General features: G+C 65.9%; 22 protein-coding genes, 1 tRNA gene and 1 riboswitch. Of the genes, 5 read left to right on the top strand and 18 right to left on the bottom strand.

What is annotated here, in order from left to right:
* Positions 1 to 84 precede the first annotated feature (84 nt).
* Together NKJ08_RS19010 and NKJ08_RS19005 are read right to left on the bottom strand one after the other, a co-directional pair.
* Positions 85 to 792: an ABC transporter ATP-binding protein gene (locus tag NKJ08_RS19010; RefSeq protein WP_352782664.1), complete on the bottom strand. Its 708-nt coding sequence runs from the start codon at positions 790 to 792 to the stop codon at positions 85 to 87.
* 4 nt (positions 793 to 796) lie between these two features.
* Positions 797 to 2,089 (bottom strand): efflux RND transporter periplasmic adaptor subunit, encoded by a 1,293-nt coding sequence (locus NKJ08_RS19005; RefSeq protein WP_352782662.1) that lies wholly within the window; start codon positions 2,087 to 2,089, stop codon positions 797 to 799.
* Between the two features lie 111 nt (positions 2,090 to 2,200).
* On the opposite strand from NKJ08_RS19005, the gene NKJ08_RS19000 reads away from it, so the two are divergent.
* Together NKJ08_RS19000 and NKJ08_RS18995 are read left to right on the top strand one after the other, a co-directional pair.
* Positions 2,201 to 3,106 carry a PhzF family phenazine biosynthesis protein gene (locus NKJ08_RS19000; RefSeq protein ID WP_352782659.1) on the top strand — a complete coding sequence of 302 codons (906 nt, stop codon included), beginning with the start codon at positions 2,201 to 2,203 and terminating at the stop codon, positions 3,104 to 3,106.
* A gap of 106 nt (positions 3,107 to 3,212) precedes the next feature.
* Positions 3,213 to 3,288: transfer RNA gene (locus tag NKJ08_RS18995), tRNA-Lys, on the top strand.
* A 144-nt stretch (positions 3,289 to 3,432) separates the two neighbouring features.
* Here the strand turns inward: NKJ08_RS18995 and NKJ08_RS18990 are convergent.
* The 8 genes from NKJ08_RS18990 to cbiE all read right to left on the bottom strand — a co-directional run bounded on the left by NKJ08_RS18990 (position 3,433) and on the right by cbiE (position 10,137).
* Positions 3,433 to 3,702: a hypothetical protein gene (locus NKJ08_RS18990; protein WP_352782656.1), complete on the bottom strand. Its 270-nt coding sequence runs from the start codon at positions 3,700 to 3,702 to the stop codon at positions 3,433 to 3,435.
* 76 nt (positions 3,703 to 3,778) lie between these two features.
* A complete protein-coding gene (gene cobT, locus NKJ08_RS18985) occupies positions 3,779 to 4,789 on the bottom strand; it encodes a nicotinate-nucleotide--dimethylbenzimidazole phosphoribosyltransferase (RefSeq protein WP_352782654.1) in 1,011 nt (336 codons plus the stop codon).
* Positions 4,790 to 4,813: 24 nt separating this feature from the next.
* Positions 4,814 to 5,587 carry an adenosylcobinamide-GDP ribazoletransferase gene (gene cobS / locus NKJ08_RS18980; protein WP_352782652.1) on the bottom strand — a complete coding sequence of 258 codons (774 nt, stop codon included), beginning with the start codon at positions 5,585 to 5,587 and terminating at the stop codon, positions 4,814 to 4,816.
* Between the two features lie 3 nt (positions 5,588 to 5,590).
* The gene (locus NKJ08_RS18975; RefSeq protein ID WP_352782651.1) at positions 5,591 to 6,940 is read right to left on the bottom strand and encodes a cobyrinic acid a,c-diamide synthase CobB; all 1,350 of its coding nucleotides are present in this window, start codon (positions 6,938 to 6,940) and stop codon (positions 5,591 to 5,593) included.
* On the bottom strand, positions 6,937 to 7,752 hold the full coding sequence (gene cobA / locus NKJ08_RS18970; RefSeq protein ID WP_352782649.1) for a uroporphyrinogen-III C-methyltransferase: 816 nt from the start codon (positions 7,750 to 7,752) through the stop codon (positions 6,937 to 6,939). The genes NKJ08_RS18975 and cobA overlap by 4 nt, the downstream gene beginning before the upstream one ends.
* Entirely contained in the window at positions 7,749 to 8,513 is a 765-nt protein-coding gene (gene cobM, locus NKJ08_RS18965; protein ID WP_352524441.1) for a precorrin-4 C(11)-methyltransferase, read from the bottom strand. The genes cobA and cobM overlap by 4 nt, the downstream gene beginning before the upstream one ends.
* On the bottom strand, positions 8,510 to 8,896 hold the full coding sequence (locus NKJ08_RS18960) for a cobalamin biosynthesis protein (RefSeq protein WP_352524442.1): 387 nt from the start codon (positions 8,894 to 8,896) through the stop codon (positions 8,510 to 8,512). Before NKJ08_RS18960 ends, cobM begins: the two co-directional genes overlap by 4 nt.
* Complete coding sequence (cbiE, locus tag NKJ08_RS18955) at positions 8,893 to 10,137, bottom strand: precorrin-6y C5,15-methyltransferase (decarboxylating) subunit CbiE (RefSeq protein WP_352782647.1); 1,245 nt, start codon at positions 10,135 to 10,137, stop codon at positions 8,893 to 8,895. The genes NKJ08_RS18960 and cbiE overlap by 4 nt, the downstream gene beginning before the upstream one ends.
* A 1-nt stretch (position 10,138) precedes the next feature.
* Here cbiE and NKJ08_RS18950 point away from each other — a divergent pair, with 1 nt between their 5' ends.
* A complete protein-coding gene (locus NKJ08_RS18950; protein WP_352524482.1) occupies positions 10,139 to 10,906 on the top strand; it encodes a cobalt-precorrin-6A reductase in 768 nt (255 codons plus the stop codon).
* On the opposite strand, the gene NKJ08_RS18945 is transcribed toward NKJ08_RS18950, so the two are convergent.
* The 8 genes from NKJ08_RS18945 to NKJ08_RS18910 form a co-directional block, all read right to left on the bottom strand.
* Positions 10,870 to 11,634: a precorrin-3B C(17)-methyltransferase gene (locus NKJ08_RS18945; protein WP_352782645.1), complete on the bottom strand. Its 765-nt coding sequence runs from the start codon at positions 11,632 to 11,634 to the stop codon at positions 10,870 to 10,872. The genes NKJ08_RS18950 and NKJ08_RS18945 overlap by 37 nt on opposite strands.
* The gene (locus NKJ08_RS18940; RefSeq protein WP_352782644.1) at positions 11,631 to 12,392 is read right to left on the bottom strand and encodes a precorrin-2 C(20)-methyltransferase; all 762 of its coding nucleotides are present in this window, start codon (positions 12,390 to 12,392) and stop codon (positions 11,631 to 11,633) included. The genes NKJ08_RS18945 and NKJ08_RS18940 overlap by 4 nt, the downstream gene beginning before the upstream one ends.
* Positions 12,389 to 13,042 (bottom strand): precorrin-8X methylmutase, encoded by a 654-nt coding sequence (locus NKJ08_RS18935; protein ID WP_352524447.1) that lies wholly within the window; start codon positions 13,040 to 13,042, stop codon positions 12,389 to 12,391. The genes NKJ08_RS18940 and NKJ08_RS18935 overlap by 4 nt, the downstream gene beginning before the upstream one ends.
* Positions 13,039 to 14,523, bottom strand: a complete 1,485-nt coding sequence (gene cobG, locus NKJ08_RS18930) for a precorrin-3B synthase (RefSeq protein WP_352524448.1) — start codon at positions 14,521 to 14,523, stop codon at positions 13,039 to 13,041. The genes NKJ08_RS18935 and cobG overlap by 4 nt, the downstream gene beginning before the upstream one ends.
* Positions 14,520 to 18,038 (bottom strand): cobaltochelatase subunit CobN, encoded by a 3,519-nt coding sequence (gene cobN, locus NKJ08_RS18925; protein WP_352524450.1) that lies wholly within the window; start codon positions 18,036 to 18,038, stop codon positions 14,520 to 14,522. Before cobN ends, cobG begins: the two co-directional genes overlap by 4 nt.
* A 16-nt stretch (positions 18,039 to 18,054) precedes the next feature.
* Positions 18,055 to 19,092, bottom strand: coding sequence for a cobalamin biosynthesis protein CobW (gene cobW, locus NKJ08_RS18920; protein ID WP_352782641.1), 1,038 nt, complete (start codon positions 19,090 to 19,092; stop codon positions 18,055 to 18,057).
* The gene (locus NKJ08_RS18915; RefSeq protein ID WP_352524452.1) at positions 19,089 to 19,523 is read right to left on the bottom strand and encodes a DUF1636 family protein; all 435 of its coding nucleotides are present in this window, start codon (positions 19,521 to 19,523) and stop codon (positions 19,089 to 19,091) included. The genes cobW and NKJ08_RS18915 overlap by 4 nt, the downstream gene beginning before the upstream one ends.
* A 37-nt stretch (positions 19,524 to 19,560) precedes the next feature.
* Positions 19,561 to 19,766: riboswitch (cobalamin riboswitch) on the bottom strand.
* Between the two features lie 18 nt (positions 19,767 to 19,784).
* Positions 19,785 to 20,993, bottom strand: coding sequence for a winged helix-turn-helix domain-containing protein (locus NKJ08_RS18910; RefSeq protein ID WP_352524483.1), 1,209 nt, complete (start codon positions 20,991 to 20,993; stop codon positions 19,785 to 19,787).
* A gap of 334 nt (positions 20,994 to 21,327) precedes the next feature.
* On the opposite strand from NKJ08_RS18910, the gene NKJ08_RS18905 reads away from it, so the two are divergent.
* Together NKJ08_RS18905 and NKJ08_RS18900 are read left to right on the top strand one after the other, a co-directional pair.
* Positions 21,328 to 21,693, top strand: a complete 366-nt coding sequence (locus NKJ08_RS18905; protein ID WP_023798850.1) for an NADH-quinone oxidoreductase subunit A — start codon at positions 21,328 to 21,330, stop codon at positions 21,691 to 21,693.
* Positions 21,684 to 22,265, top strand: a complete 582-nt coding sequence (locus NKJ08_RS18900) for a NuoB/complex I 20 kDa subunit family protein (protein ID WP_192257659.1) — start codon at positions 21,684 to 21,686, stop codon at positions 22,263 to 22,265. Before NKJ08_RS18905 ends, NKJ08_RS18900 begins: the two co-directional genes overlap by 10 nt.
* The last annotated feature ends 2 nt before the right edge of the window (positions 22,266 to 22,267 follow it).

Raw genomic sequence — 22,267 nt, 5'->3', positions numbered from 1 at the left:
CTCTATCTTTTTGTTTGGCCATGATCTCTTCCGAAAACCGGATTCCACTTTTGGCTGACGCGGTCCTTCGGTTCGGGATCATGGCTAGGCCATCTCGAGATTGGCTGTATCCGAGGCGACGTGGCCGTCGAGGAAGCGGATCGTGCGCTGGGCGTAGCCGGCAACATCGGCTTCGTGCGTGACCATGGCGATGGTCAGGCCGAGCTCGGTGTTCAGCTGCGTCAGGAGCTCCATGATCTCGTGTGTGCGGGCGGTGTCGAGATTGCCGGTCGGCTCGTCGGCGACGAGCAGCATCGGCCTGGTGACGATGGCGCGGGCGATCGCCACGCGCTGCTGCTGGCCGCCGGAGAGTTCGGCCGGCGTATGATGCTCGTGGTCGACAAGGCCGACCTCGGCAAGTGCCTGCATTGCAAGATCGCGGCGCTCGCGGGCACCAACGCCGCGATAGATCAGCGGCAGTTCGACATTCTCGGCGGCCGTGGTGCGCGGCAAGAGGTTGTAGCCCTGGAAGACGAAGCCGACATAGAGGTTGCGCAGCACGGCGCGGCGGTTGCGGTCGAGACGGCCGGCGTCGATGCCTTCGAAGCTGTAAGTCCCGGCGGTCGGCGTGTCGAGGCAGCCAATGATGTTCATCGCCGTTGATTTGCCTGAGCCAGACGGCCCCATGATGGCGACGAATTCGCCGCGCCTGATGGCGAGGTCGACGCCGGCCAGCGCGTGCACCCGGGCCTCGCCCTGGCCATAGCTTTTCCAGACCTTGTCGAAGCTGATGAGGGCCGCGCCCGACGCCACAGTCTCAGCTCCGCTGCTGCGAGGCGGTAATGACTTGTGCGCCTTCCTCCAGGCCGGAGACGATCTCGGTCAGTTCGCCGTCGGTCGAGCCGACCCTGACGTTGACCGGATGCGGCAGGCCGTTCTCCAGCACGTAGAGCGTGCGCGAGCCGTCGGTGGGCTTCGTCGCCACCTGGCGCTGGCGGTTGCCGCCGGGGCGTCCCATGCGGCCGGTAAACAGGTCGGTGAGGCTCCAGCCGCGCTCCGCCGTCTGCGCCGGCCGGTAGCGGAAGGCGATCGATGGCACGGTGAGCACGTTCCTGGCCTGCTTGGTGACGACCGAGACGGTGGCGGTCATGCCGGGCCGCAACAGAAGCTCGCTGTTGTCGACATCCAGCCTTGCATCGTAGGTGACGACGCCGTCGGTGGTGACCGAAGCATAGGAAATGTCGCGGATTTCGGCGTCGAACGGCCGTTCCGGGAAGGCATCGACGGTGAAGCGCGCATGCTGGCCGGGCCTGACGGCGCCGATATCGGCCTCGTCGACTGCGGCTTTCAGTTCCATGTTCTTCAAATCCGCGGCGATGACGAACAGCACCGGCGCCTGCAGCGAGGAGGCGACCGTCTGGCCGGGATCGACCGAGCGCGTCAATATGATGCCGTCGATCGGAGCGTAGATGGTGCTCTTGGCAAGATCCGTCTGCTGCGCCTTGAGATCGGCACTGGCCATGGCGAGGTTGGCTCTGGCAATATCGAGCGCCGCCTTCGAGCGGTCGCGCGTGGCGGTCGCCGCTTCAAGCGACTGGTCCGTCGCCATGCCGCGCTTGGTCAGTTGTGCCGCGCGCACCAGACCCATTTCGTTTTCGGCGAGGGTTACGGTGGCGTCCTCGACGCTCGCCGCTGCTGCCTTTGCGGAAGCCTGGGCGCGCTCGATCTGTACCTCCAGCTTGGCAGTGTCGAGCGCAGCCAGCACATCGCCTTTCTTCACCAGCTGGTTCTCGTTGACCGAGACCGAGCGGACGACGCCCGAGAGTTCGCTGGAAATATCGACCTGGGTGAGGGGCTGCAGCGTGCCGGTAGCCGAAACCGCGACGGTAAGATCGGCCATGGCGGCCGGTGTCGTGGTATATTCGATCTTGGCGGGCGAGCCGGAATACCACTGGTAGCCGACAACCGGCGCGGCCACTGCGAGTAGCGCAAGCAGCGCGTAAAGCCAACCGCGACGGCGTTTTGTCTTCAGGCCCTGGTGGTCAAGCCCGAGCGCCGTCTCGATGGCGGAAGCGGATTCCGTCTTTGGCAGATTGACAATCTGGTCCACGCCGGACCCCTATGTTCAGTGATATCCCATCAGTGCACAAATCAGGCCTTATGGTTCAAAATTCAAATTAAATTTCGCTCATGTTGGGAATGAGGCAGAGGACTTACTGAAATGCAGCCGCGGAATTACTTGCTTTACGACGTATTTACCACCAACCGGCTGGCCGGCAATCCGCTGGCCGTCGTGCTGGACTGTGACGGGCTGGACGTCGCGGCGATGCAGGCGGTGGCGCGCGAGTTCAACCTGTCCGAAACCGTCTTCGTGCTGCCGCCCGATAATCCCAAACACCGGGCCCGCATCCGTATCTTCACACCCGACTATGAAATGCCGTTCGCCGGCCACCCGACCGTCGGCTCGGCGATAGCGCTCGCCGAAATGGCGGGAGAGGCCGCCGGCATCTTCGTGCTCGAGGAGAATATCGGCCCGGTGCGCTGCGCTGTCAGCAAGCACGATGGTTCGACCTTTGCCGAGTTCGACCTGGCGAAACTGCCGGCGCAGCTGGAATTGTCCGCCGATCCCGAGGCGATCGGCGCCGCACTTGGCCTTGGGCCGCACGAGCTCGGCTTCGAGAACCACCGCGTTTCGTTCTGGTCGGCGGGCGTGCCCTACGTGACCATCCCCGTCGCCAATCTGGAGGCGGCCGCCCGGATCAGGCTGGACAACCAGGCGTGGACGGAACTGGGGCCGCGCAAGAGCGAATGGGCCTTCGCCAGCCCCTATGTCTATTGCCGCGAGACGGTGCACCATGACAGTGCCTTCCATGTCCGCATGATGGTGCCCGGCAATCCGTCCTACGAAGACCCGGCGACCGGCTCGGCGGCGGCCGCCTTCGCCGGCGCGATCATGCATTTCGACCGGCCGACGGATGGTGCGTCGCAGCTGTGGATCGAGCAAGGGCTGGAGATGGGCCGGCCGTCGCGCATCCGCCTCGAACTGAATGTCGAAGGCGGCAAACTGGCGGCCGCCCGCATCGGCGGCCATGCGATCAAGGTGGCTGAAGGTAAGTTGTACGTCTGACCAGGTGGGGCACTTCGGCGATTTGTCGGGAAATGAATCCCACGGGGCTGGACATGGCGGATGTCGGCGGCTATATGCCCGCCAACGCCGGTTTTACCGGCCGAGTGGGTGCGTAGCTCAGTTGGTAGAGCAGCTGACTCTTAATCAGCGGGTCCACAGTTCAATCCTGTGCGCACCCACCAAAAATCTCCAGGATTTGGTGGAAAGACCTTAAAACGAGCCGGTTTCATTCGCCGCGCTCGTTTCATCAACTTTGGGTTGCCTTTGGAGTCCGATGGTCTTTGGCGAGGCGTGCTCTTAGCTCGCAGCGCTCGCAGCCGACTGGATCAAACGCTGCGATTGCCGCGCCCAAAAACGCGGCTCAGAAACTTGCCGAACGGAAAAGCGATGCCATTGTCAGCACTCTGACGTCTGTCAGCATCAACATCGGCTTTTCCCCCGGAAAAGTCGCTGATAAGCCACCAGAAGAAGATCAAGAACAGGACGAGAATCGCGGTGTCGATCGGACCGTAGCTGGAATATCTGCCGCGCGAAATTAGCGCACCGCTACCGACAATGAGAAACGCAGCAGAGTAGGTGGGGTGAAACTTTTTCATCCCACCAGATTTATCTGAGAATCACTGCGAACGGAAGCTGCTGCCTTAGTGGATCGAGTTCATCGGCCGAATCCGATCACTTCTCCGAAACACCAGCTTCCGCAAAACTTGCCATGCGGGCATGGCATTCGAGAGCCGAGCGGACGATGTTGACGGCGAGGCAGGCGCCGGAGCCTTCGCCGAGCCGCATGCCGAGGTCGAGCAGCGGCGGCAGGTCGAGCGCTTCCAATAGACGACGGTGGCCCGATTCGGCCGAGACATGGGCCGCCAGCGTGTGAGCGAGGCCGGCGGGGTGCAGCCTCGCCAAGGGTGCTGCTGCGGCGGTGCAGACGAAGCCGTCGAGCAGCACCGGCACGCTCAGATGGCGCGCCGCCAGCGTTGCACCCAGGATCGCGGCAAGTTCGCGTCCGCCAAGGGCTGCAGCTATCTTCAGCGGATCGGCTAACACCGTGGCCTGGTGCTTCAGGCCAGCCTCGATGGCGACGATCTTGCGCACAAGGCCGGCGTCGTCGACGCCGGTGCCGCGCCCGGTCCACCTTTCCGCGCCGCCGCCGAACAGCGCGGTTGAAATGGCCGCCGCCGGCGTGGTGTTACCGATACCCATTTCGCCGAAGCAGACAAGGTCGAGTTCCCTGCTGATCGCGTCGTAGCCCGCGGAGACGGCGGCGAGGAAGGCCTCGTCGTCCATTGCGGGCTCTTTCGTGAAATCGCCGGTCGGGCGGTCGAGGTCGAGCGGGATGACGTCCAGCTCCGCGCCGGCGATGCGGGCAAGCTGGTTGATGGCGGCGCCGCCACCAGCGAAATTCGCCACCATCTGCACTGTGACCTCCGAGGGGAAGGCCGATACGCCCTGCGCGGTGACGCCGTGATTGCCGGCGAAGACCAAGACCTCGACGCGATCGAGCCTTGGCATGTCGCGGCCCTGCCAGCGCGCCAGCCAGGCGGCAATTGTCTCCAGCCGGCCGAGGCTGCCTTGCGGCTTGGTCAGCGTGTCCTGGCGGCGGGCGACGGCATTGGCCGCGGCGTCGCTGCCGTTGGGCAGGTCGAGGCAGGCGGTGCGCAGTTCATCGAGCGATTTGAAAGGCATGGGGGCAAAATCTCCGAAACAGAGTCAGGATAGGGAAACGGAAGCGACGAGCAGGATTGCGATCTCGCCGAGCTGCTGAAGGGCGCCGACGGTGTCGCCGGTCTGGCCGCCGATCTGGTTGAGGCAAAGCGCGCGGAAGGCGAGGAATACCAGCCCAAGCAGGATGAGTGCTGTGAAGGCGCCGCCGAGCCCAAGCGCCAGCAGCGCGACCGCGCTAAGCATGGCACCGATACCAGCGGTTTCGGCGGAAACAGTGCCTGCTTCGGCCGAAAGGCCGTCGCTGCGGGCCGGCGGCAGCAGGTGCATGAAGGCGCCGAGCAGACCGCGCGACGCGGCATGCGCGGTAATGAGGGCCAAGAAGACATGAGCCGGGCCGGCGAGTTCCGAGAGCACGCTCCAGCGGATCAGCAGCGAGACAGCAAGCGCACAAGCGCCGTAGGCACCGATGCGGCTGTCGCGCATGATCTCCAGCTTTCTGTCGCGTGTCTTGCCGCCGCCAAAACCGTCGGCGACATCCGAAAGCCCGTCCTCATGCAGGCAGCCGGTGGCGAGCAAGATCGCCGCAAGGGTCAATGCGGCGGCAGACCCTCCGGCCAGGCCGAGCCTTGTGCCGACGGCGTAGACCAGCGCACCGACGAGAGCGACGGCGAGGCCGGCCACGGGCGCCGCCCAGATCGCGGCGGCAAGGCTGCGGCCGCGGAAGTCGGTTCCGGGCAGCGGCAGCCGGGTGAAGAAGACGAGGCAAAGCGCGACGTCTTCGAGGATCTGCCGTTGCGAGGGGATCTGGAGTTTGAGCATGATCTATTCCGAAAACCGGCTACCACTTTTCGGGATCATGCTCTCGCCCCTCGCAATGGCATGAAAGAACGTGCCGCTGACATTGCCGCGCCGGTAGCCGGAGGGGCCGAGCGGATTGCCTTGACCGTCGGCGAGGTCGGCCAGCGGCTCGTCATTGCCAGTCGCGATCATCTGCGCGTAGTGGAATTCGTGGCCGCGGATCAGCGTGCCTTGGCTGCCGAGCGGACACTCGGAACGCAGCCGTGCCTCTCGGTAGCCGAGGTTCATCTTGCGCTTGGCGAAGCTGGTCGAATGGCCGAGCAGGCCAAGCATCAGATGCGTCTCGCCCGATGCGTCCTCGAGCGCCTCGCCGAGCACCATGAAGCCGCCGCACTCGCCATGCACCGGCCGCGTGGCGGCGAACCTCGCCATGCCCGCCCTGAAATTCGCGGCGGCGGCGAGGCGGCCGGCGTGGAGCTCGGGATAGCCGCCGGGCAGCCAGCAGACATCGCAATTGTCGCCGGGCGCTTCATCGGCGAGCGGCGAGAATGGGACGATCTCGGCGCCGGCCTTGCGCCAATGCGCGGCGACATGCGGATAGAGGAAGGTAAAGGCGGCGTCCTCGGCCAACGCAATGCGTTGGCCTGGCGGCGGCAGCGCGTCGCCGAAGTTGCCGGGCGCCGGCGTGAAAGGGGCCGCCAGCGCCATGATCGCGTCGAGGTCGAGCGAGCGCTCGACCATGTCGGCCAGCCGGTCGAGATGCGCCATCAGATTCTCATATTCGCCGGCCTGGACGAGGCCGAGATGGCGCTCGGGCAGGTTGAGCGAGGGATCGCGCAGGATGGCGCCGACGACGGGCAGGCCGAGCGCTTCGATGGCATCGCCGCAAAGCCGGCGATGGCGCTCGCTGCCCAGCCGGTTGAGCACGACGCCGGCCATGCGCACATCCGGATCGTAGGTGGCAAAACCCTTGGCGACCGCCGCTGCCGTGGTCGACTGGCCGGAGACGTCGAGCACCAGCAGCACCGGCAGGGCGTAGAGCCGGGCGAGGTCGGCCGCCGAGCCAGAACGGCCTGGAGCAGCAGGGATCCCGTCGAACAGGCCCATGGCGCTTTCGAGGAAGATGAAGTCGGCGTCCTCGGTCGCTTCGCCGGCCAGCGAGTTGAGCAGTGCGGGCGGCATCGCCCAGCTGTCCAGATTGACGCCGGACAAGCCCGTGGCGGCGGTGTGGAAGCCGGGATCGATATAGTCGGGGCCGGATTTGGCGCCGCGTACTTTCAGGCCACGCCGGGCGAGGGCGCGCAAAATGCCGATGGTGACGCTGGTCTTGCCCGAGCCCGAGCGCGGCGCGCCGATGATGATCGCGCGGGTCATGGCTCACCCGCCAGTGCAGCGCGCATCGCGACGATGCCGCCAATGACAATCAGCGCCGGCGAGGTCAAGCCGGCTGCCGCCGCTTCCTCGGCAATGGTCGCGAGCGTGGCGATGACGATCCGTTCCTGCGGTGTCGTCGCAGCGACGATCACCGCGGCGGGCGTCGAAGGCGCCAGTCCGCCCTCGAGCAGCGAGGCGGCGATCAGCGGCAGATTGGCCATGCCCATATAGATGACCACCGGCTGGCCGGTACGGGCGATGGCCGCCCAGTCGAGATCGTCATCGGTGCCGGCGGCATGGCCGGTCGCCAGAATAAGCGCCTTGTTGATGCCGCGCATCGTGCCGGGAATGCCGGTGGCAGCCAGCGCGCTGAGGCCGGACGTCAGGCCAGGCAGAATGCGGAATGGGATGGTTTCCCCTGCCAGCGCCAGCGCCTCTTCGCCGCCACGCCCGAAAACATAGGGATCGCCGCCCTTCAGTCGGACGACGCGCCGTCCCTCGCGCGCCAGCCGGACCAGCAGATCGGTGATGTCGTCCTGCTTCATCGATGGCTTGCCACCGCGCTTGCCGGCATAGAACAGTTCCGCGCCCTCGGCGACGGCGACGACTTCGGGCGAGACCAGCGCATCATAGACCAGCGCGTCGCACTGTCCGAGGGCGGCCAGCACTTCCAGCGTCAGGCAGCCGGGATCACCGGGGCCGGCGCCGGCCAGCCAGACATGGCCGGGCTCCAGCTGGCGCGGCTTGAAGTTCAGCCGGGCGAGCGCCTGCTCGACCGTGTTGGTTTCGTTTCTGTTGCCGCCGCCGCTCACAATCTGTCCCGCCCGCGAAAACGCCGCTGGTAGTGGGCGTCGTAAAGTGAACTTTCGCCAAAGTCTTCCGCCGCCAGCGAGCGGCCGACGAAGATGATCGCCGTGCGCTCCATCGGGTCGGCAGCCAATTGCGCTTCAATTGTCGCCAGCGTGCCGGTCAGCACGCGTTCGTCCGGCCAGGAGGCGCGGAAGACGACCGCGACCGGACAGTCGGCGCCGTAGTAGGGCGTCAGCTCGGCGACCACACGGTCGACGGCATGGATGGCGAGGTGGATTGCGAGCGTGGCGCCGGTGCGGCCGAAGCCGGCCAGGGTTTCGCCGGGCGGCATTTTCGAGGCGCGGCCGGAGATGCGGGTCAGCACCAGGCTTTGCGCGACTTCTGGAATGGTCAGCTCGCGGCGCAGCGCTGCCGCCGCGGCGGCGAAGGACGGCACGCCTGGCGTCAGCGTATAAGGGATACCATGCTTCTCCAGCCGGCGGATCTGCTCGGCAACTGCGCTCCATACCGAAAGATCGCCGGAATGCAGGCGGGCGACATCATGGCCGGCCTCGTGAGCTGCCAGATATTCCGCCTCGATCTCGTCGAGCGACATCGGCGCGGTGTCGATCAACCTCGTTCCGGGCGCGCAGTGCTGCAACAGCTCCGGCGCGACGATCGATCCGGCATAGAGGCAGACCGGACAGCTCGCCAGCAGCCTGCTGCCGCGCAAGGTGATCAGGTCGGCAGCACCTGGACCGGCGCCGATGAAATGGACGGTCATGCCGCGTCTCCGCTGATGGCGATGGCGCAGGTGACAGGACCGAGCACGGTGCGCGGCCCGAGCAGTTTCGCGCCTTTGCCGGCAGCAGCAAGCGCGGAGGCTTCGGAAACCGACGGCGTGCCGGCATGCGCCTGCGACAGGTCGGAATTGCTGGTTGTCTGGGACGATACGGCTTCGAGCTCGTCCTCTTCGATAACGATCACCGGAAGGCGGAGTTGTCGTCCGGCGGCGGAGATTGCGTTTTCGTCACGCTTGAGAGAAGCGGTGGCGAGTGCCGAAAGCGCCGTCAGCGCCAATCCGTGCGCTTCCAGCGCGGTTTCTATCGCGGCTAGCACGTCTCTTGCGCTGACGCCTTTGCGGCTGCCGATGCCCGCGACCATCATGGCTTGATCCAGCTCCATTGGGTGACCGGCATAGCCGGCCGCCAGGCCTGCATCGAACCAACTGGCGAAGCACGGGACATGGCGATGCGGGTGAGCTCGCCGCCGAGCGCGGCGTGACGGGAAAGCAGCAGCGCCTCCATCTCCAGCGTAACGGCGTTTGCGACGAGGCGGCCGCCGGCGGACAAGGCATCGATCGCGCCGTCCAGCACGCCGGCATCGCTGCCGCCACCGCCGATGAAGATCGCAGCCGGCGTTTCCAGTCCGGCAAGAGCCTGCGGTGCCGCACCTTTGACGACGGCGAGACCGGGAACCCCGCAGGCAGCAGCGTTGCGCCGGATGCGGGCGGCGCGGGCCGGATCGGCCTCAACGGCTATGGCGCGCATGGAGGGATGGGCCAGCATCCACTCGATGCCGATCGAGCCTGAGCCAGCCCCGATATCCCACAGCAATTCGCCGCGCCTGGGGGCGAGGGCGGACAGGGTGATGGCGCGGATCTCGCGCTTGGTGATCTGGCCGTCATGCTCGAACAAATGATCGGCAAGGCCCGCCGTCAGCGGCAGGATGCGTGCTTGCGGAGTCGAATCAACTTCGATCGCGAGCACGTTGAGCGGATTGATCTTTTCAAGATCGAAGGCGTCGGCCCGAGCTGTGCGCAGCCCTTCATTCGGCCCGCCCTGCGCCTCCAGCACGGTCAGCCGCGACGCGCCGAAGCCGAGCTCGGTCATGAGACGGGCAATCGCTCCCGGCGCATCGCCGTCCGAGGTCAGCGCGAGAATGCGAATGGCGGGATGCAGCAAAGGCCGGATCAGGTCGAGCGGGCAGCCATGCAGCGAGACGGTCTCGACATCCTGCAGCGCCCAGCCCAGGCGGGAAGCGGCCAGCGAGAAGGCCGAGGGCGCGGGGATCACCCGCATATCCTCCACCGCCACCTTGCGGGCTAGAGTGACGCCGACACCGTGGAAGAACGGATTGCCGGAGGCCAGCACACAGACGCGTCTGCCGGCGAGCGCCAGCACGTCGCGCATCTCGGCATCGAAAGGGGCCGGCCAGGCGCGCGCTTCACCTTTGACGAGCGAGGCGACAAGGGCAAGGTGGCGTTTGCCGCCGAAGACGAATTCCGCCTCTGCAATCAACCGCTTGGCCTCGTCGCCGAGACCCGCTACACCGTCCTCGCCGATGCCGACGATCGTGAGCCATTTTGGAGTGAGCACGGCGGCGCGCGATTGAGCTTCAGCAGGCATGATGACCCACCGCATTCTGATCCTCGGCGGAACCACCGAAGCCCGGCAACTGGCCGGAAAGCTGGCCGCGCGCACGGATATCTCGATCACGCTGTCGCTGGCGGGCCGCACCGAAAACCCTGTCGCGCAAGGGGTGCCGGTGCGGGTCGGCGGGTTTGGCGGCGTCGACGGGCTGGCGGCGTATCTCAGCGAAACACGCATTGACCTGCTGATTGACGCCACGCATCCCTATGCGGCGCAAATCTCCGCCAATGCGGCGGAGGCGGCGCGCCGATCCGGCGTGCCGATCATGGCGCTTAGACGCCCAGGCTGGGAGAGGGTCGAAGGCGACCGCTGGGTCCTGGTCGATACCGTTGTCGATGCAGTCAAAGCGCTGGGACCGATGCCGCGCCGCGTGTTGCTGGCGCTCGGCCGGCAAGAAGTCGCCGCCTTCGAGGCCGCACCTCAGCATCATTATGTCATCCGCAGCGTCGATCCTGTTGAACCGGAACTCGCGGTGCCGAATGCGGCGTACCTGCAGGCGCGCGGGCCATTCCCGGAGGCGGACGAACAGGCTCTGCTTCAGGAACATCACATAGATGTCGTCGTTTCCAAGAACAGCGGCGGCGAGGCGACCTACGGCAAGATCGCGGCAGCGCGGGCGCTGGGTCTTGAGGTGGTCATGATCCGCAGGCCGGCGCTGCCGGACGTTGCGTCGGCTGACACCGTCGAAGTCCTTGCCGCGATGGTCGATCATGTCCTCGAGCCCGCTGCCGAACGCGGCGTATAGACCAGGAGCTGCCGCTCGCCGCGCTTGATGATTCGGGTTTCCGGCGAGCCGATGATGATGCAGGTCGCCATGTCGGCTCTTTGCGCGTCGATGTCCGCCAGCAGGAAAACCTCGATGCGCTCGTCGGGGCGGCCGGCGGCGCGGCCGAAGATGACCGGCGTGGTGCCGGGCAGGATCGCGGCAAGGCATTCGAAGGCGCGGCCTAGCTGCCAGGGGCGCGCCTTGCTGATCGGATTATACAGCGCGATGACGAAGCCGGCGCCGGCCGCAGCCAACAGGCGCAGTTCGATCAGTTCCCACGGCTTCAGATTGTCGGACAGCGAGATGGCGCAGAAATCATGGCCGAGCGGCGCGCCGATGCGGGCGGCGACGGCGAGCATGGCGGTGATGCCGGGCACGATGGCGATGTCGACCGCGCACCATTCGGCCGGCCCTGCCTCGATCGCCTCACAGACGGCCGCCGCCATGGCGAACACGCCGGGGTCGCCGCCCGATACGACCGCAACCTCGTGGCCTTCGGCGGCCTTCAGCAGCGCGTCCCTGGAACGGGCGAGTTCCTCGCGATTGTCGGAGGCGACACGAATCTGGTCCGGGCGCAGCTCGAGCCGGTCGAGATAGGGCTTGTAGCCGTAGAAGAATTTTGCCTCGGCAACGGCGCGGCTTGCTTCCGGCGTCATCTGGTCGGCATTGCCGGGCCCGAGGCCGATGACGGTCAGGCGGCCGCTCATACCCCCGCCTCCATCAATGCTTCGGGACGGCCGGACCAGCCGGCCACCAGCACGATGGCGAAATAGGGCGCCTGGTCGTCCTGCTTGTCGGCAAGCCGCATCGAGACGCCGCCGGGCATGGTGCCGCGTTCCACGTAGATTGCCCGAGCCAGCTTGTCGGTGGCTTCCAGTGCGCGCCGGATCTTGGGCAGGTTGCGGCCGACCTTCATGATCACGGCGGCATCGGTATCGGCGAGGCGGCGGGTCAGCTCGAATTCGCTCATTGTGCCGGGCAGCACGGTCAGCACGTCGTCGCCCTGGACGATCGGCAGACCGGTTGCCGACCAGCAGCCGGACATGGCGGTGATGCCGGGAATGACTTCGGTCGGGAAGCGGTGCGCCAGCCTGACGTGGAGATGCATGTAGGAGCCGTAGAAAAGCGGGTCGCCTTCCGAAAGCACCGCGACCATCCTGCCGGCGCTGAGGTGCGCGGCGACCTTTTCGGCCGATTCCTCGTAGAAATCGGTGATCTGCGAGCGGTAATCGCTGTGATCCTTGTTAATTTCGGTGGTCACTGGATAAAGCAGCGGCAACTCTATCAAATCAGGGCGAAAATGGACGCCGACGATGGCGCGCGCATTGCTGTTGTTGCCGCGCTTGGCGAAATGCGCAACGACATCGGTCTCGGCCAGCGCGCGCACCGCCTTCAGCGTCAAAAGTTCGGGGTCGCCGGGACCGGTGCCGACGCCGACCAGTCGACCTTTTGCGATCGCGTTCATAGGCCCGGCCTCGCCAAAGCGTTGAGGGCTGCGGCGGTCATGGCGCTGCCGCCGAGCCTGCCGCGCACGATGGCGTAGGGCACGCCATAGGAATTTTCGGCCAGCGCAGCCTTCGATTCGGCGGCACCGACGAAACCGACCGGCATGCCGATGATTGCCGCTGGCTTGGGCGCGCCGTCGCGCAGCCTTTCCAGCAGATAAAACAGGGCGGTCGGCGCATTGCCGATGGCGACGACCGAACCACCCATGCGCTCACCCCACAGGTCGATGGCCGCGGCCGAGCGGGTGTTGCCGATCCTTTTCGCGATATCGGCGGTCCGGGGATCGCGCAGCGTGCAGATCACCTCGTTGCCGGCCGGCAGCCGGGCACGGGTGACGCCATGCGAGACCATCTGAGCGTCGCAGAAGATCGGCGCGCCGGCCCCCAGCGCCGTGCGCGCGGCGGCTACGAAATCGCTCGAGAAAACGAAGTGCCTGCAAGCCTCGACCTGGCCGCATGCATGGATCATGCGGATAGCGACGTCGGCCTCGGCCTCGGAAAAGCGCGACAGGTCGGCCTCGGCGCGGATGATGGCGAAAGAGCGCTCATAGATCGCCGTACCATCATGGATGTAGTCGTAGGCGATGGAGTTCTGGGCGGGCATGCTCATTCCTGTCGGTAGATTTCGGTGATGCCGGCCGTGCCAAGCCTTGCCAGGCAGGCAGCAGTGGTTTCGCCGGGATATCGTGCGCTGCGGATTGCCGTTGCAACGCGGCCGATGCCGTGCGCGACGTCGTAGCCCGGCCTGTATCCGGCGGGCAGTGCCTTTGCCGTCCCGTCCACGACAAGTCCGGCTCCGTTTTCGCCGCCGACCAATGTCAGTGCCGCCGGACCGGGATGGGCGCAGCCCTTGGCGCAGCCGGAGATGTGCAGCGTCAAGGAAGAATCGAGGATGTCGCGGTTTTCCACGGCGATGGTCTCGGCGATTTCGCGCGTCGCGATGCGGCCGGAGGCACAAGCCGGTGCGCCGGGGCAGGCGGCGATCCTGGTGCGCGGATCGGCAGCGTCGATGACGAAGCCGAGGGTTGCGGCGGCTTGCTGAAGCAGCAGGCAGGCGGCTGGCGCAAGGCCAAGGAAAAGCAGCGCGCGCTGCGGCGCCGAGCGGACTTCGGTTGCGCCAAGGGTGAGGGCACTCTGCACGAGAGCGATGATTTGGTCCGCCGGCATGCTGCCGAAGGGCAGGCCGATGCCGAGGGCGGTTCCGGCTGCAGCCAAGTCGAAAACTCCGATGGGCCGGCGATCCGTCGCGCCCCCCTCTGTCCTGCCGGACATCTCCCCCACTTGGGGGGAGATCGGCAGCTTCGCCGGCGGCTCACCCTTAGCATCCTTTGCGATTGGCGAAAGCTGAGACGAGGGCGCAATCTCCCCCCCTGTGGGGGAGATGTCCGGCAGGACAGAGGGGGGCGCGACGGAACGCCAATTTGCCAGAGATCTCAGCTGTCTCTCCGTCAAATCCCGCGCATGGGCATCGCGGCCTTTTTCGGCAATCATCCTTAGAATGGCGAGGGCGATGTCACAGGCCGCATCTTCCTCGCCCACGGCGAGCGGCGTCGCACCCTGTGCATCTCCGGCGACGGACACGCGCCATCGAGTTCCCTCGTGCTTCCGCGTGGCGACCAACCTGACATCGGCGCTCACCGTACCTATGCCAAGCTGACCGCCACCATCGACAACGACCGAAACCTTCGGCCCGAGGCGTTGCGTCAGCCCGGCCGCCTCGATGGTTTTGCGAATCCGCTCCGCCAGCGGGCGCGGGTCGGCGATCTCTTCGGGGTCGAGCCCCGCAAGTGGGCCGGTCTCGACCGGCACGCCGATGCGCACCGCGATGCCTAGCGCATCGACCTCCGTCGCCAGCAGCCGGGCGCTTTCGGGCGTCAGGCCGCGTATTTGCAGGCTGCCGCGGGCGGTCACTTCCATGATGCCGTTGCCCTGCCGCAGAGCCGATTCACCGAGTCTGATCAACGACTTCGGCGACAATCCTCCAGCAATCGGGCCTCCAGCAATGGGGTTGAGCCGCACCAGCAGCCCGTCGCCGGTTTCCATCGGCGCCGACAAAGCGGGGCAGGCGCCGCGGCGGGAGAAGGCGTTCATGCCGCCACCCCCAGCGCTTGCGCTTCGGCAATCAGTGCCGCGAGATCGTTATCGATTGAATTGCGCAGCGGATGCCAGAGACCGCGCCGCCGTGCCGACAATAAGCGCTCGGCGATGACTTTCGCCGCCACCGGGTTCTCGCGCAGTATGAAGGCGCGGACCACGGGGTCGCCGAGATAGGCGTCGTGCACGGCTTCGATCAGCGTGCCTGATATGGCATTTGTGGTTTCGGCAAAACCGACCAGCCGGTCGACGGTCTCGGCGAATTCCGAGGCGCCGCGCGGCCCGTGCCGCATCTGGCCGGCGATGAAGCGTGGATTGACGGCACGCGCCCGCACGACGCGCGACACGGCCTCGCTCACCGAGCGTGGCTTTGGCTTTTGCGGGTCCGTGGTGTCGAGGACGATGACGTCGGCGTTCTTGCCGAGTGTTGCAAGGGCTGCCGAAAAGCCGCCGATGAAGGCGACATCGGCCGAGCCTTCGAGGATGTCGCGGCCGGGATCGTCGCCGGTGTGGACGAGAAGGTCGGCCTCGGCGATGCGGCCCTCGAACGCGCCGGGTACCGAAACCCCTTCGCCCTCTGCGCCGCCATAGGCATGCGAGGTGGCGTCGAGATAGGCGCGGCCGATCTCTTCGCGCCCCGCCCAGTCGCCGCTCGACAATAAGTCCTCGACGCCGGCGCCGTAGGTGCCGGGCGAGGTGCCGAAAATGCGTGGGCTGATCTTGCCGTCGGCGCGAGTCTTGGCGGCAAGCGGGTTTTCCGACGCGTCCTCGTCGCGGGCGGCGACGGCGTTGGCTGCAGCGTCGATCAGCGCGATCTGGGTCGGGAACATGTCGCGGAACAGGCCTGAAATGCGCCAGGTGACGTCAACACGCGGGCGGCCGAGCGCTGCCGGCGGCAGCACCTCGATGCCGGTGACGCGGCCGGTGACGGAATCCCATTGCGGCCGGCAGCCCATCAGCGCCAGGCCTTGCGCGATCTCTTCGCCACCGGTGCGCAGCGAGGCCGAGCCCCAGAGATCGATAACCAGCGAGCGCGGCCAGTCGCCATGCGATTGCATGTAGCCGCGCAAGACCTCGTCGGCCGCCGCCCTGCCGAGATCGAAGGATGTCGGCGTCGGCATGGTGCGCGGGTCGGCGGTGAACAAATTGCGGCCGGTGGGCAGCACATCGCGCCGGCCACGCGCCGGCGCGCCAGCGGGACCGGCGGGGACGTGGCGGCCGTCGAGGGCGGCAAGCAGTGCGGCTTGCTCGGCTGCCGCGCTTTGCCGCCGCAGTGGATCGGCCTCGCCATTGGGCGAGCGGCCGTAGATGTGCAGGCCGTCCTTGATGGCGAAATCCTTGAGATCGCAGAGCCAGGCGTCGATGCGACGCAGCGCTTCGTCGGGGGCGTCGGTTCCGGCGACACCCGCCTCGGACGCGAGCCCGGTCGTTTGGGCGGTTTCGACGATCAGCTTCGCCAGCCGGTCGCGGCGGCGGCGGTCGAGCCCGTCGGCCTGGGCATATTCGTCGACCAGTCGTTCAAGCCTGTGCTGGTTTTCGTCCAGCCCGGCGCCGGTCAGCGGCGGCGGCAGATGGCCAAGCGTGACGGCGGCAATGCGCCGCTTGGCTTGTGCTGCCTCGCCTGGGTTGGAGACGATGAAGGGATAAATGACGGGCAGGGCGCCGGTGACGATCTCGGGAAAACAGGCTTCGCTAAGCGCGACGGTTTTGCCGGGCAGCCATTCCAGCGTGCCATGCGCACCGACATGGACGAGGGCATGGACGCCGAGGGACTTGCGCAGCCAGAGACCAAAAGCGATAAGCGCATGGCGCGGCGGCAGCGTCGGGTCGTGATAGTCGGCACGGCGGTCGGCCGAACGCCCGCGATCGGGAGCCAGCGCCACGGTGACGTTGCCGAAGGTGGCTGCGCGGAAGGGGAATTTTGCCGTAGGCGCTTGAACACCCCCCTCGCGCAAACCTGTCTCATCTTCAGCCTTCCCCCAAGCCGCCTCCACCGCAGTGATTGCCGCCGTCGGCAATTCTGTGGAGAAGGCCAGATAGTCCGCCAGACCCAATTCTTCGCCGCCGCGCTCCAGCACCTCAAGCAACTCACGCGGCGTTTGCGGAATTCCTTCAACGGCGTAGCCCTGCTCTCTCAGGTCATGCAGCATCGCCAGCACGCTGGACGGCACGTCGAGGCCAACGGCGTAGCCGGTGCGGCCGGGGGCGCTCGGATAATCGGGGATCAGGATGGCGAGCTTGCGTTCGGCGCGCGGCGTGCGCTGCAGGCGCACGAAGGCTTCGACACGGTTCGCCACCTGCGCCACGCGGTCCGGCTCCGGCCGGTTGGCGAGGGCGCGGAAGGCCAATGCGGGATCGGTCTCGCTTTCGCTCTTGAACGAAATGGCGCCCGCCAGGATGCGGCCGTCGAGTTCCGGCAGGACGACATGCATGGCGAGGTCGGCGGGCGCAAGGCCTCGCTGATTGTTTTGCCAAGTGTCGCGGCGTGTCGTCGCGACGATCACCTGGAACACCGGCACGCCGGCGCGGTCGAATAGGGTTTCGACGCCGGGCTCGGCGCCCGAGGCGAAGGCGGTCGCGGTGATGATTGCGGCAGGCTTCAACGATGCAAGCACGGTCTCGACGAAGGCGAGCGACGCGGGGTCCTTGAGGCTGGAGACGAAGATCGGCACGGGAACCATGCCGCGCGCTGTCAGCGCTTCAAAAAGCGCGTCGATGGGCGCGACATCGGCGGCGAGCAGCATCGAACGGTAGAAGAGGATTGGGATGACGGGGGCGACCTCTCCCTCCCCCTCGAGGGGTGGGTGGCCCGCAGGGCCGGGTGGGGTCGTTGCGGAAGTGCTCGACGCTTTCTGTTGGCGCGCTTCAAAGTGTTGGCACGCTTCAGAGAGGACCCTACCCCCGGCCTGCGGCCGGACCCTCCCCTCGAGGGGGAGGGGAACGTCGCGCTGTACGACGCCTAGTCCTGGTTGATAGTAGCCGACTTTCGGCACGCTGACCGGTTCGGCGACAGCCGCGTCTTGCCCCGCCAGTCGCGCCAGCCTCTGCACCAGCGCCGTCATATTTGCCGGGCCGCCTTCGCGGAAATAGTCGAGTAATCCATCGAGCTCTTCGCGCGGCAACGTCGAGCATTCGATCAGCCGCAAATCCTCGTCGCGGCATTCGCCGGGCAGCAGCGCCAGTTTTATGCCGCGCGCCCGGGCGGTCGAGGCAAGCTGGCCGCAGCCATAGCGCCACCACTCATAGCCGCCGAGGATGCGGACCAGGATAACCTTGGCGTGCCGGGCAACGCTGTCGATCCACAGGTCTACGGACATCGGATGGCGCAGATCGCGCAAGGCCGCGAGCCGCATCGACGGCAAGCGATCCGCATCTGCCTTCCACGCCGCCGCCAACCCTGCCAGGTCGCTGTCGGTGAAGGACAGCGCCACGACATCCGCAGGCGTTTGCCTGAGATCAACAGGCTCGGCGAGATCGTCGAGCGAGGCGGATGTGGTGGTGAGGATGTGCATCGCGGTTCGTGCTTTGTCAGCCGGCGAGTATACGCTCGATGGCCGGGCGGTTCAGCCCTTTCAGTCCGATGACGACGAGGCGCGAGCGGCGATCGTCTTCTGCGGTCCAGGCGCGGTCGTAATAATGGTTGACGCGCGGACCGACCGCCTGCAGCAAGAGTCGCATCGGCTTGCCACCGACCTCGACGAAACCCTTGACGCGCAGCACGTTTTCTTCCTCCGCAGCCGTGGCGACGCGCTGTGCCAGCTCGTCCGGATTGGACACCGACGCGATGTCGATGACGAACGAATCGAAATCGTCATGCTCGTGGTCGAGTTCGTCGTCGTGATGGGTCTTGCGGTTCTCGATGTCGTCCTCGACGGCGAGGCCGAGGCCGAGCAGCACAGACGGATCGACCTTGCCTTGTGAGGTCGGCACGATCTTCACCGCGCACGCCACGTGCTTGCCGATGACGGCATTGGCGCGGGCCGAGCCGGCGGCGTCCATCAGGTCGCTCTTCGACAATATGATCAGGTCGGCGCAAGCGAGTTGGTCTTCGAACACCTCCTCGACCGGATCGTCATGGTCAAGCGTCTCGTCCTGCGCGCGCTGCGCCCGCAGGGCGTCCATGTCATTGGCGACGCGGCCATCGGCCAGGGCCGGTCCGTCGACCACGGCAATGACGCCGTCGACCGTCACCCGGCTCTTCACCGACGGCCATTGGAAGGCCTGGACCAGCGGCTTGGGCAGAGCGAGGCCGGAGGTTTCGATCAGGATATGGTCGACCCTCGGCGTCAGCGACAGGATCTGGTCCAGCGCGGGGACAAAATCGTCGGCGACGGTGCAGCAGATGCAGCCATTGGCCAGTTCGACGATGTTTTCCTCGGGGCAAGTTTCAATGCCGCAGCCCTTGAGAATCTCGCCGTCGATGCCGATGTCGCCGAACTCGTTGACGATGATGGCCAGCCGCTTGCCTTTGGCATTTTCGAGCAGATGGCGGATCAGCGTCGTCTTGCCGGCGCCGAGAAAGCCGGTGACGACGGTGCAGGGCACGCGGGAGACGGAAGCGGTCATATCTGATCCTTCAAAAGGTCGAGGGGAGGGATTCGAGCCACAAGGCCGCGCTTCAGGCAATCGGGGCGGCCGCGCCATGGAATGAGACCGTCCGTCGAGGTGGCGAAGAGCTTTGCGCCGGCGACGAGGTCGGCGCCGCTGGTCGTGGTCAGATCGCCGAAGACATAGCTCCAGCAGCCGTCGCGCAGGATCGCGGCGCTGAGCCGGCGCTTGCAGTTGCCGAGGCACTCGACGCTGCGGATGCGGATATTTTCGCCGGAGGCGGCGCTGCGCGTGTCCTCGGCGAGCAACTCGCCGGCGCGAGGATGAGCGTCCGAGCCGGTTTCGTCGCGGCAGGAAGAGCAGACGATCACGGTAACGCCGGCCAGGGAATCGCCATGGCCGGACAATAAATCCGCTGTCTCAGCCAAAAAACTGCTGTCGCGTTCCAAATCAGGCTCCTTGCCCGGAAAACCCGCCAGGCGATCGGATTCTTTGTCCTAGACGGCAGGTCTCCTGGCTCGCGGGTCATCGCCTTGATGCCGCCTTCCCGGGAACGTCCCAGTGGTTTTCGGCCGAGGCTCGTCGCTTACAGTTGCGGGGACAGCCGCGGATTTGAAATCTTGCGATCTCGCACCGCATTCCCTCTTGGCTCCTCCCTTTGCCGAGAGGAGACCGTCTGAAGCGGATTTAGGCTTGTGGAGGCAGTTGTGTCAACGCACGTCTACGGCGGCAACATCGGCGAGCGGCTGGCCTAGGTCCCCGGCAGCCGTCACCTCGATGCGCTCAAGCCCGAGCCAGCCCTGCATCAGCTTCAGTTCCTCGAAGAGTTGGGCCGCGGTTTCAGCCGGCGCGCCGGGTTCGGCGTAGGCGGCATGGACACGCAGCACGCCGGCCGGGCGGTCGGCCTTGAGGTCAACGCGCGCCACGATCCTGTCGCCGAGCAGGAAAGGCAGCACATAGTAGCCGTATTGGCGCTTTTCGGCCGGCGTGTAGATCTCGATACGGTAGCGGAAGTCGAACAGTCTTTCGGTGCGCGACCGCTCGAAGACGACCGGATCGAACGGGGCAAGCAGGGCGCGTGCCTCGATCTTGCGCGGAAAACGGGCGTCCTTGTGGAGATAGGCTGTTTTATCCCAGCCTTCGACGCGTACCGGCAATAGCTCGCCCGCCTCGACCAGTTCCTCGATCCGGCCCTTGATGTCGGCGGGAGAGAGGCGGAAATAGTCGCGCAGGTCGCCTGCTGTCGCAACGCCGTGGGCGCGGGCGGAGATACGCAGCAATTCGCGATGCGCGTCCTCCGCGGAGGGCACCGGCAGGGCTAGGATCGCCGGCGGCAGCACGCGTTCGGGCAGATCATAAAGCCGCTCGAAGCCGCGACGCGACGCCGTTGTGATGCGGCCGGCCCAGAACAGCCATTCGAAAGCGTGCTTGGCGTCGCTCCAGCCCCACCAGCCGCCGGAGCCTTTCTGGCCTTCGAGAGCGGATGCGGCGACTGGGCCGCGATCAACCACCGCGCGATAGATGTCTTCAATGTAGGCGACGCGTTCACGCCCCCATTTCGCCAGCCCCAGATACATCTCGTCGCCGCGCTCGGCCCGCTGCATGCGCCAGCGCATGAGCGGATAGGTCTCGACCGGCAGGAACGAGGCTTCGTGTGCCCAATATTCGAAAACCAGGCGCTTGCGCGTCACGGCGGCGTCGTCGAGCAGCGCCAGCTTGTAGCGGCCAAGCCGCGAATAGAGCGGCATATAATGGGCGCGCACGACAGCGCTGACGGAATCGATCTGCAGCAGGCCGGTACGGGCAAGCACCCGGGCCAAATGCCGGCGGTCGGGCGTGCCGGTAGGGCGCGGGTCATTGAATCCCTGTGCCGCCAGCGCGATGCGGCGGGCCATGGCGAGCGAGATTTTTTCCTTTATCAAGGCGGCATCCTGATGATGTCAGACAGAGCAGAGGACCTGCGATTCCGCGCCATGCTAGCAGGGTTTTGGCGGGATCCATGTCAGGAGAGAAAAGTGGAGTGAAAAGTGAAGGAAATCAAACAGGAGCGGATCGGACCAGTTTTCCCGGATATGCCGTTCAGCGCCGCGATTTGAACAAGGTTTGACTTGCTTCGCCGAAAGCGCTGCGCTAACCCTCGCCGCGTTGCAGCATAGAGCCCCTAAAACGGTTCAGTGGTTAAACTGTCACGCTTCCGCAAGTGGGTCCCGTGCTGTAATCAGAGTGGATTGGCCGCCAACGGAAAGCTGCAGCATGAACGCATTGTTGAGTTCGTACCTGCCCATCGTCCTGTTCATCGGCGTGGCGCTGGTTGTCGGCCTGGCGCTGCTTGCCGCACCCTTCCTGGTGGCCTATCGCAACCCCGATCCGGAAAAGCTTTCGGCCTATGAGTGCGGCTTCAACTCGTTCGACGACGCCCGCATGAAGTTCGACATCCGCTTCTACCTGGTGTCGATCCTGTTCATCATCTTCGATCTGGAGGTGGCCTTCCTGTTTCCGTGGGCGGTGTCGTTCAGCCAGATCGGCATGCTCGGTTTCTGGTCGATGATGGTGTTTTTGGCGGTGCTGACCATCGGCTTTGCCTATGAATGGAAAAAAGGAGCGCTGGAATGGGATTGAACGACAGTTCCGGCACGCTCGTCGCGCCGAAGCCCAAAGGCCTCATCGACCCCAACACCGGCAGGCCGATCGGGTCTGACGACCCGTTCTTCCTGGAGATCAACAACGAGCTCGCCGACAAGGGTTTTCTCGTCACCTCGACCGAGGCGCTGATCACCTGGGCGCGCAGCGGTTCGCTGATGTTCATGACGTTTGGCCTCGCCTGCTGCGCCGTCGAGATGATCCATACCTCGATGCCGCGCTATGACTCGGAGAGGTTCGGCGTTGCTCCTCGCGCGTCTCCGCGCCAGTCCGACATCATGATCGTTGCCGGCACGCTGACCAACAAGATGGCGCCGGCGCTGCGCAAGGTCTACGATCAGATGCCGGAGCCGCGCTACGTCATCTCGATGGGCTCCTGCGCCAATGGCGGCGGCTATTATCATTATTCCTATTCGGTGGTGCGCGGCTGCGACCGCATCGTGCCGGTCGACATCTACGTGCCCGGCTGCCCGCCGAGCGCCGAAGCGCTGCTCTACGGCATCCTTCTCCTTCAGAAGAAGATCCGCCGCACCGGCACGATCGAGCGGTGAGC

The organism is Mesorhizobium sp. M0244, from assembly GCF_040321795.1.
In the GTDB taxonomy this organism is placed as follows: domain Bacteria; phylum Pseudomonadota; class Alphaproteobacteria; order Rhizobiales; family Rhizobiaceae; genus Mesorhizobium.
The sequence above is the reverse complement of the archived record's forward strand: the minus strand, read 5'-3'. Positions and strand labels throughout refer to the sequence as shown.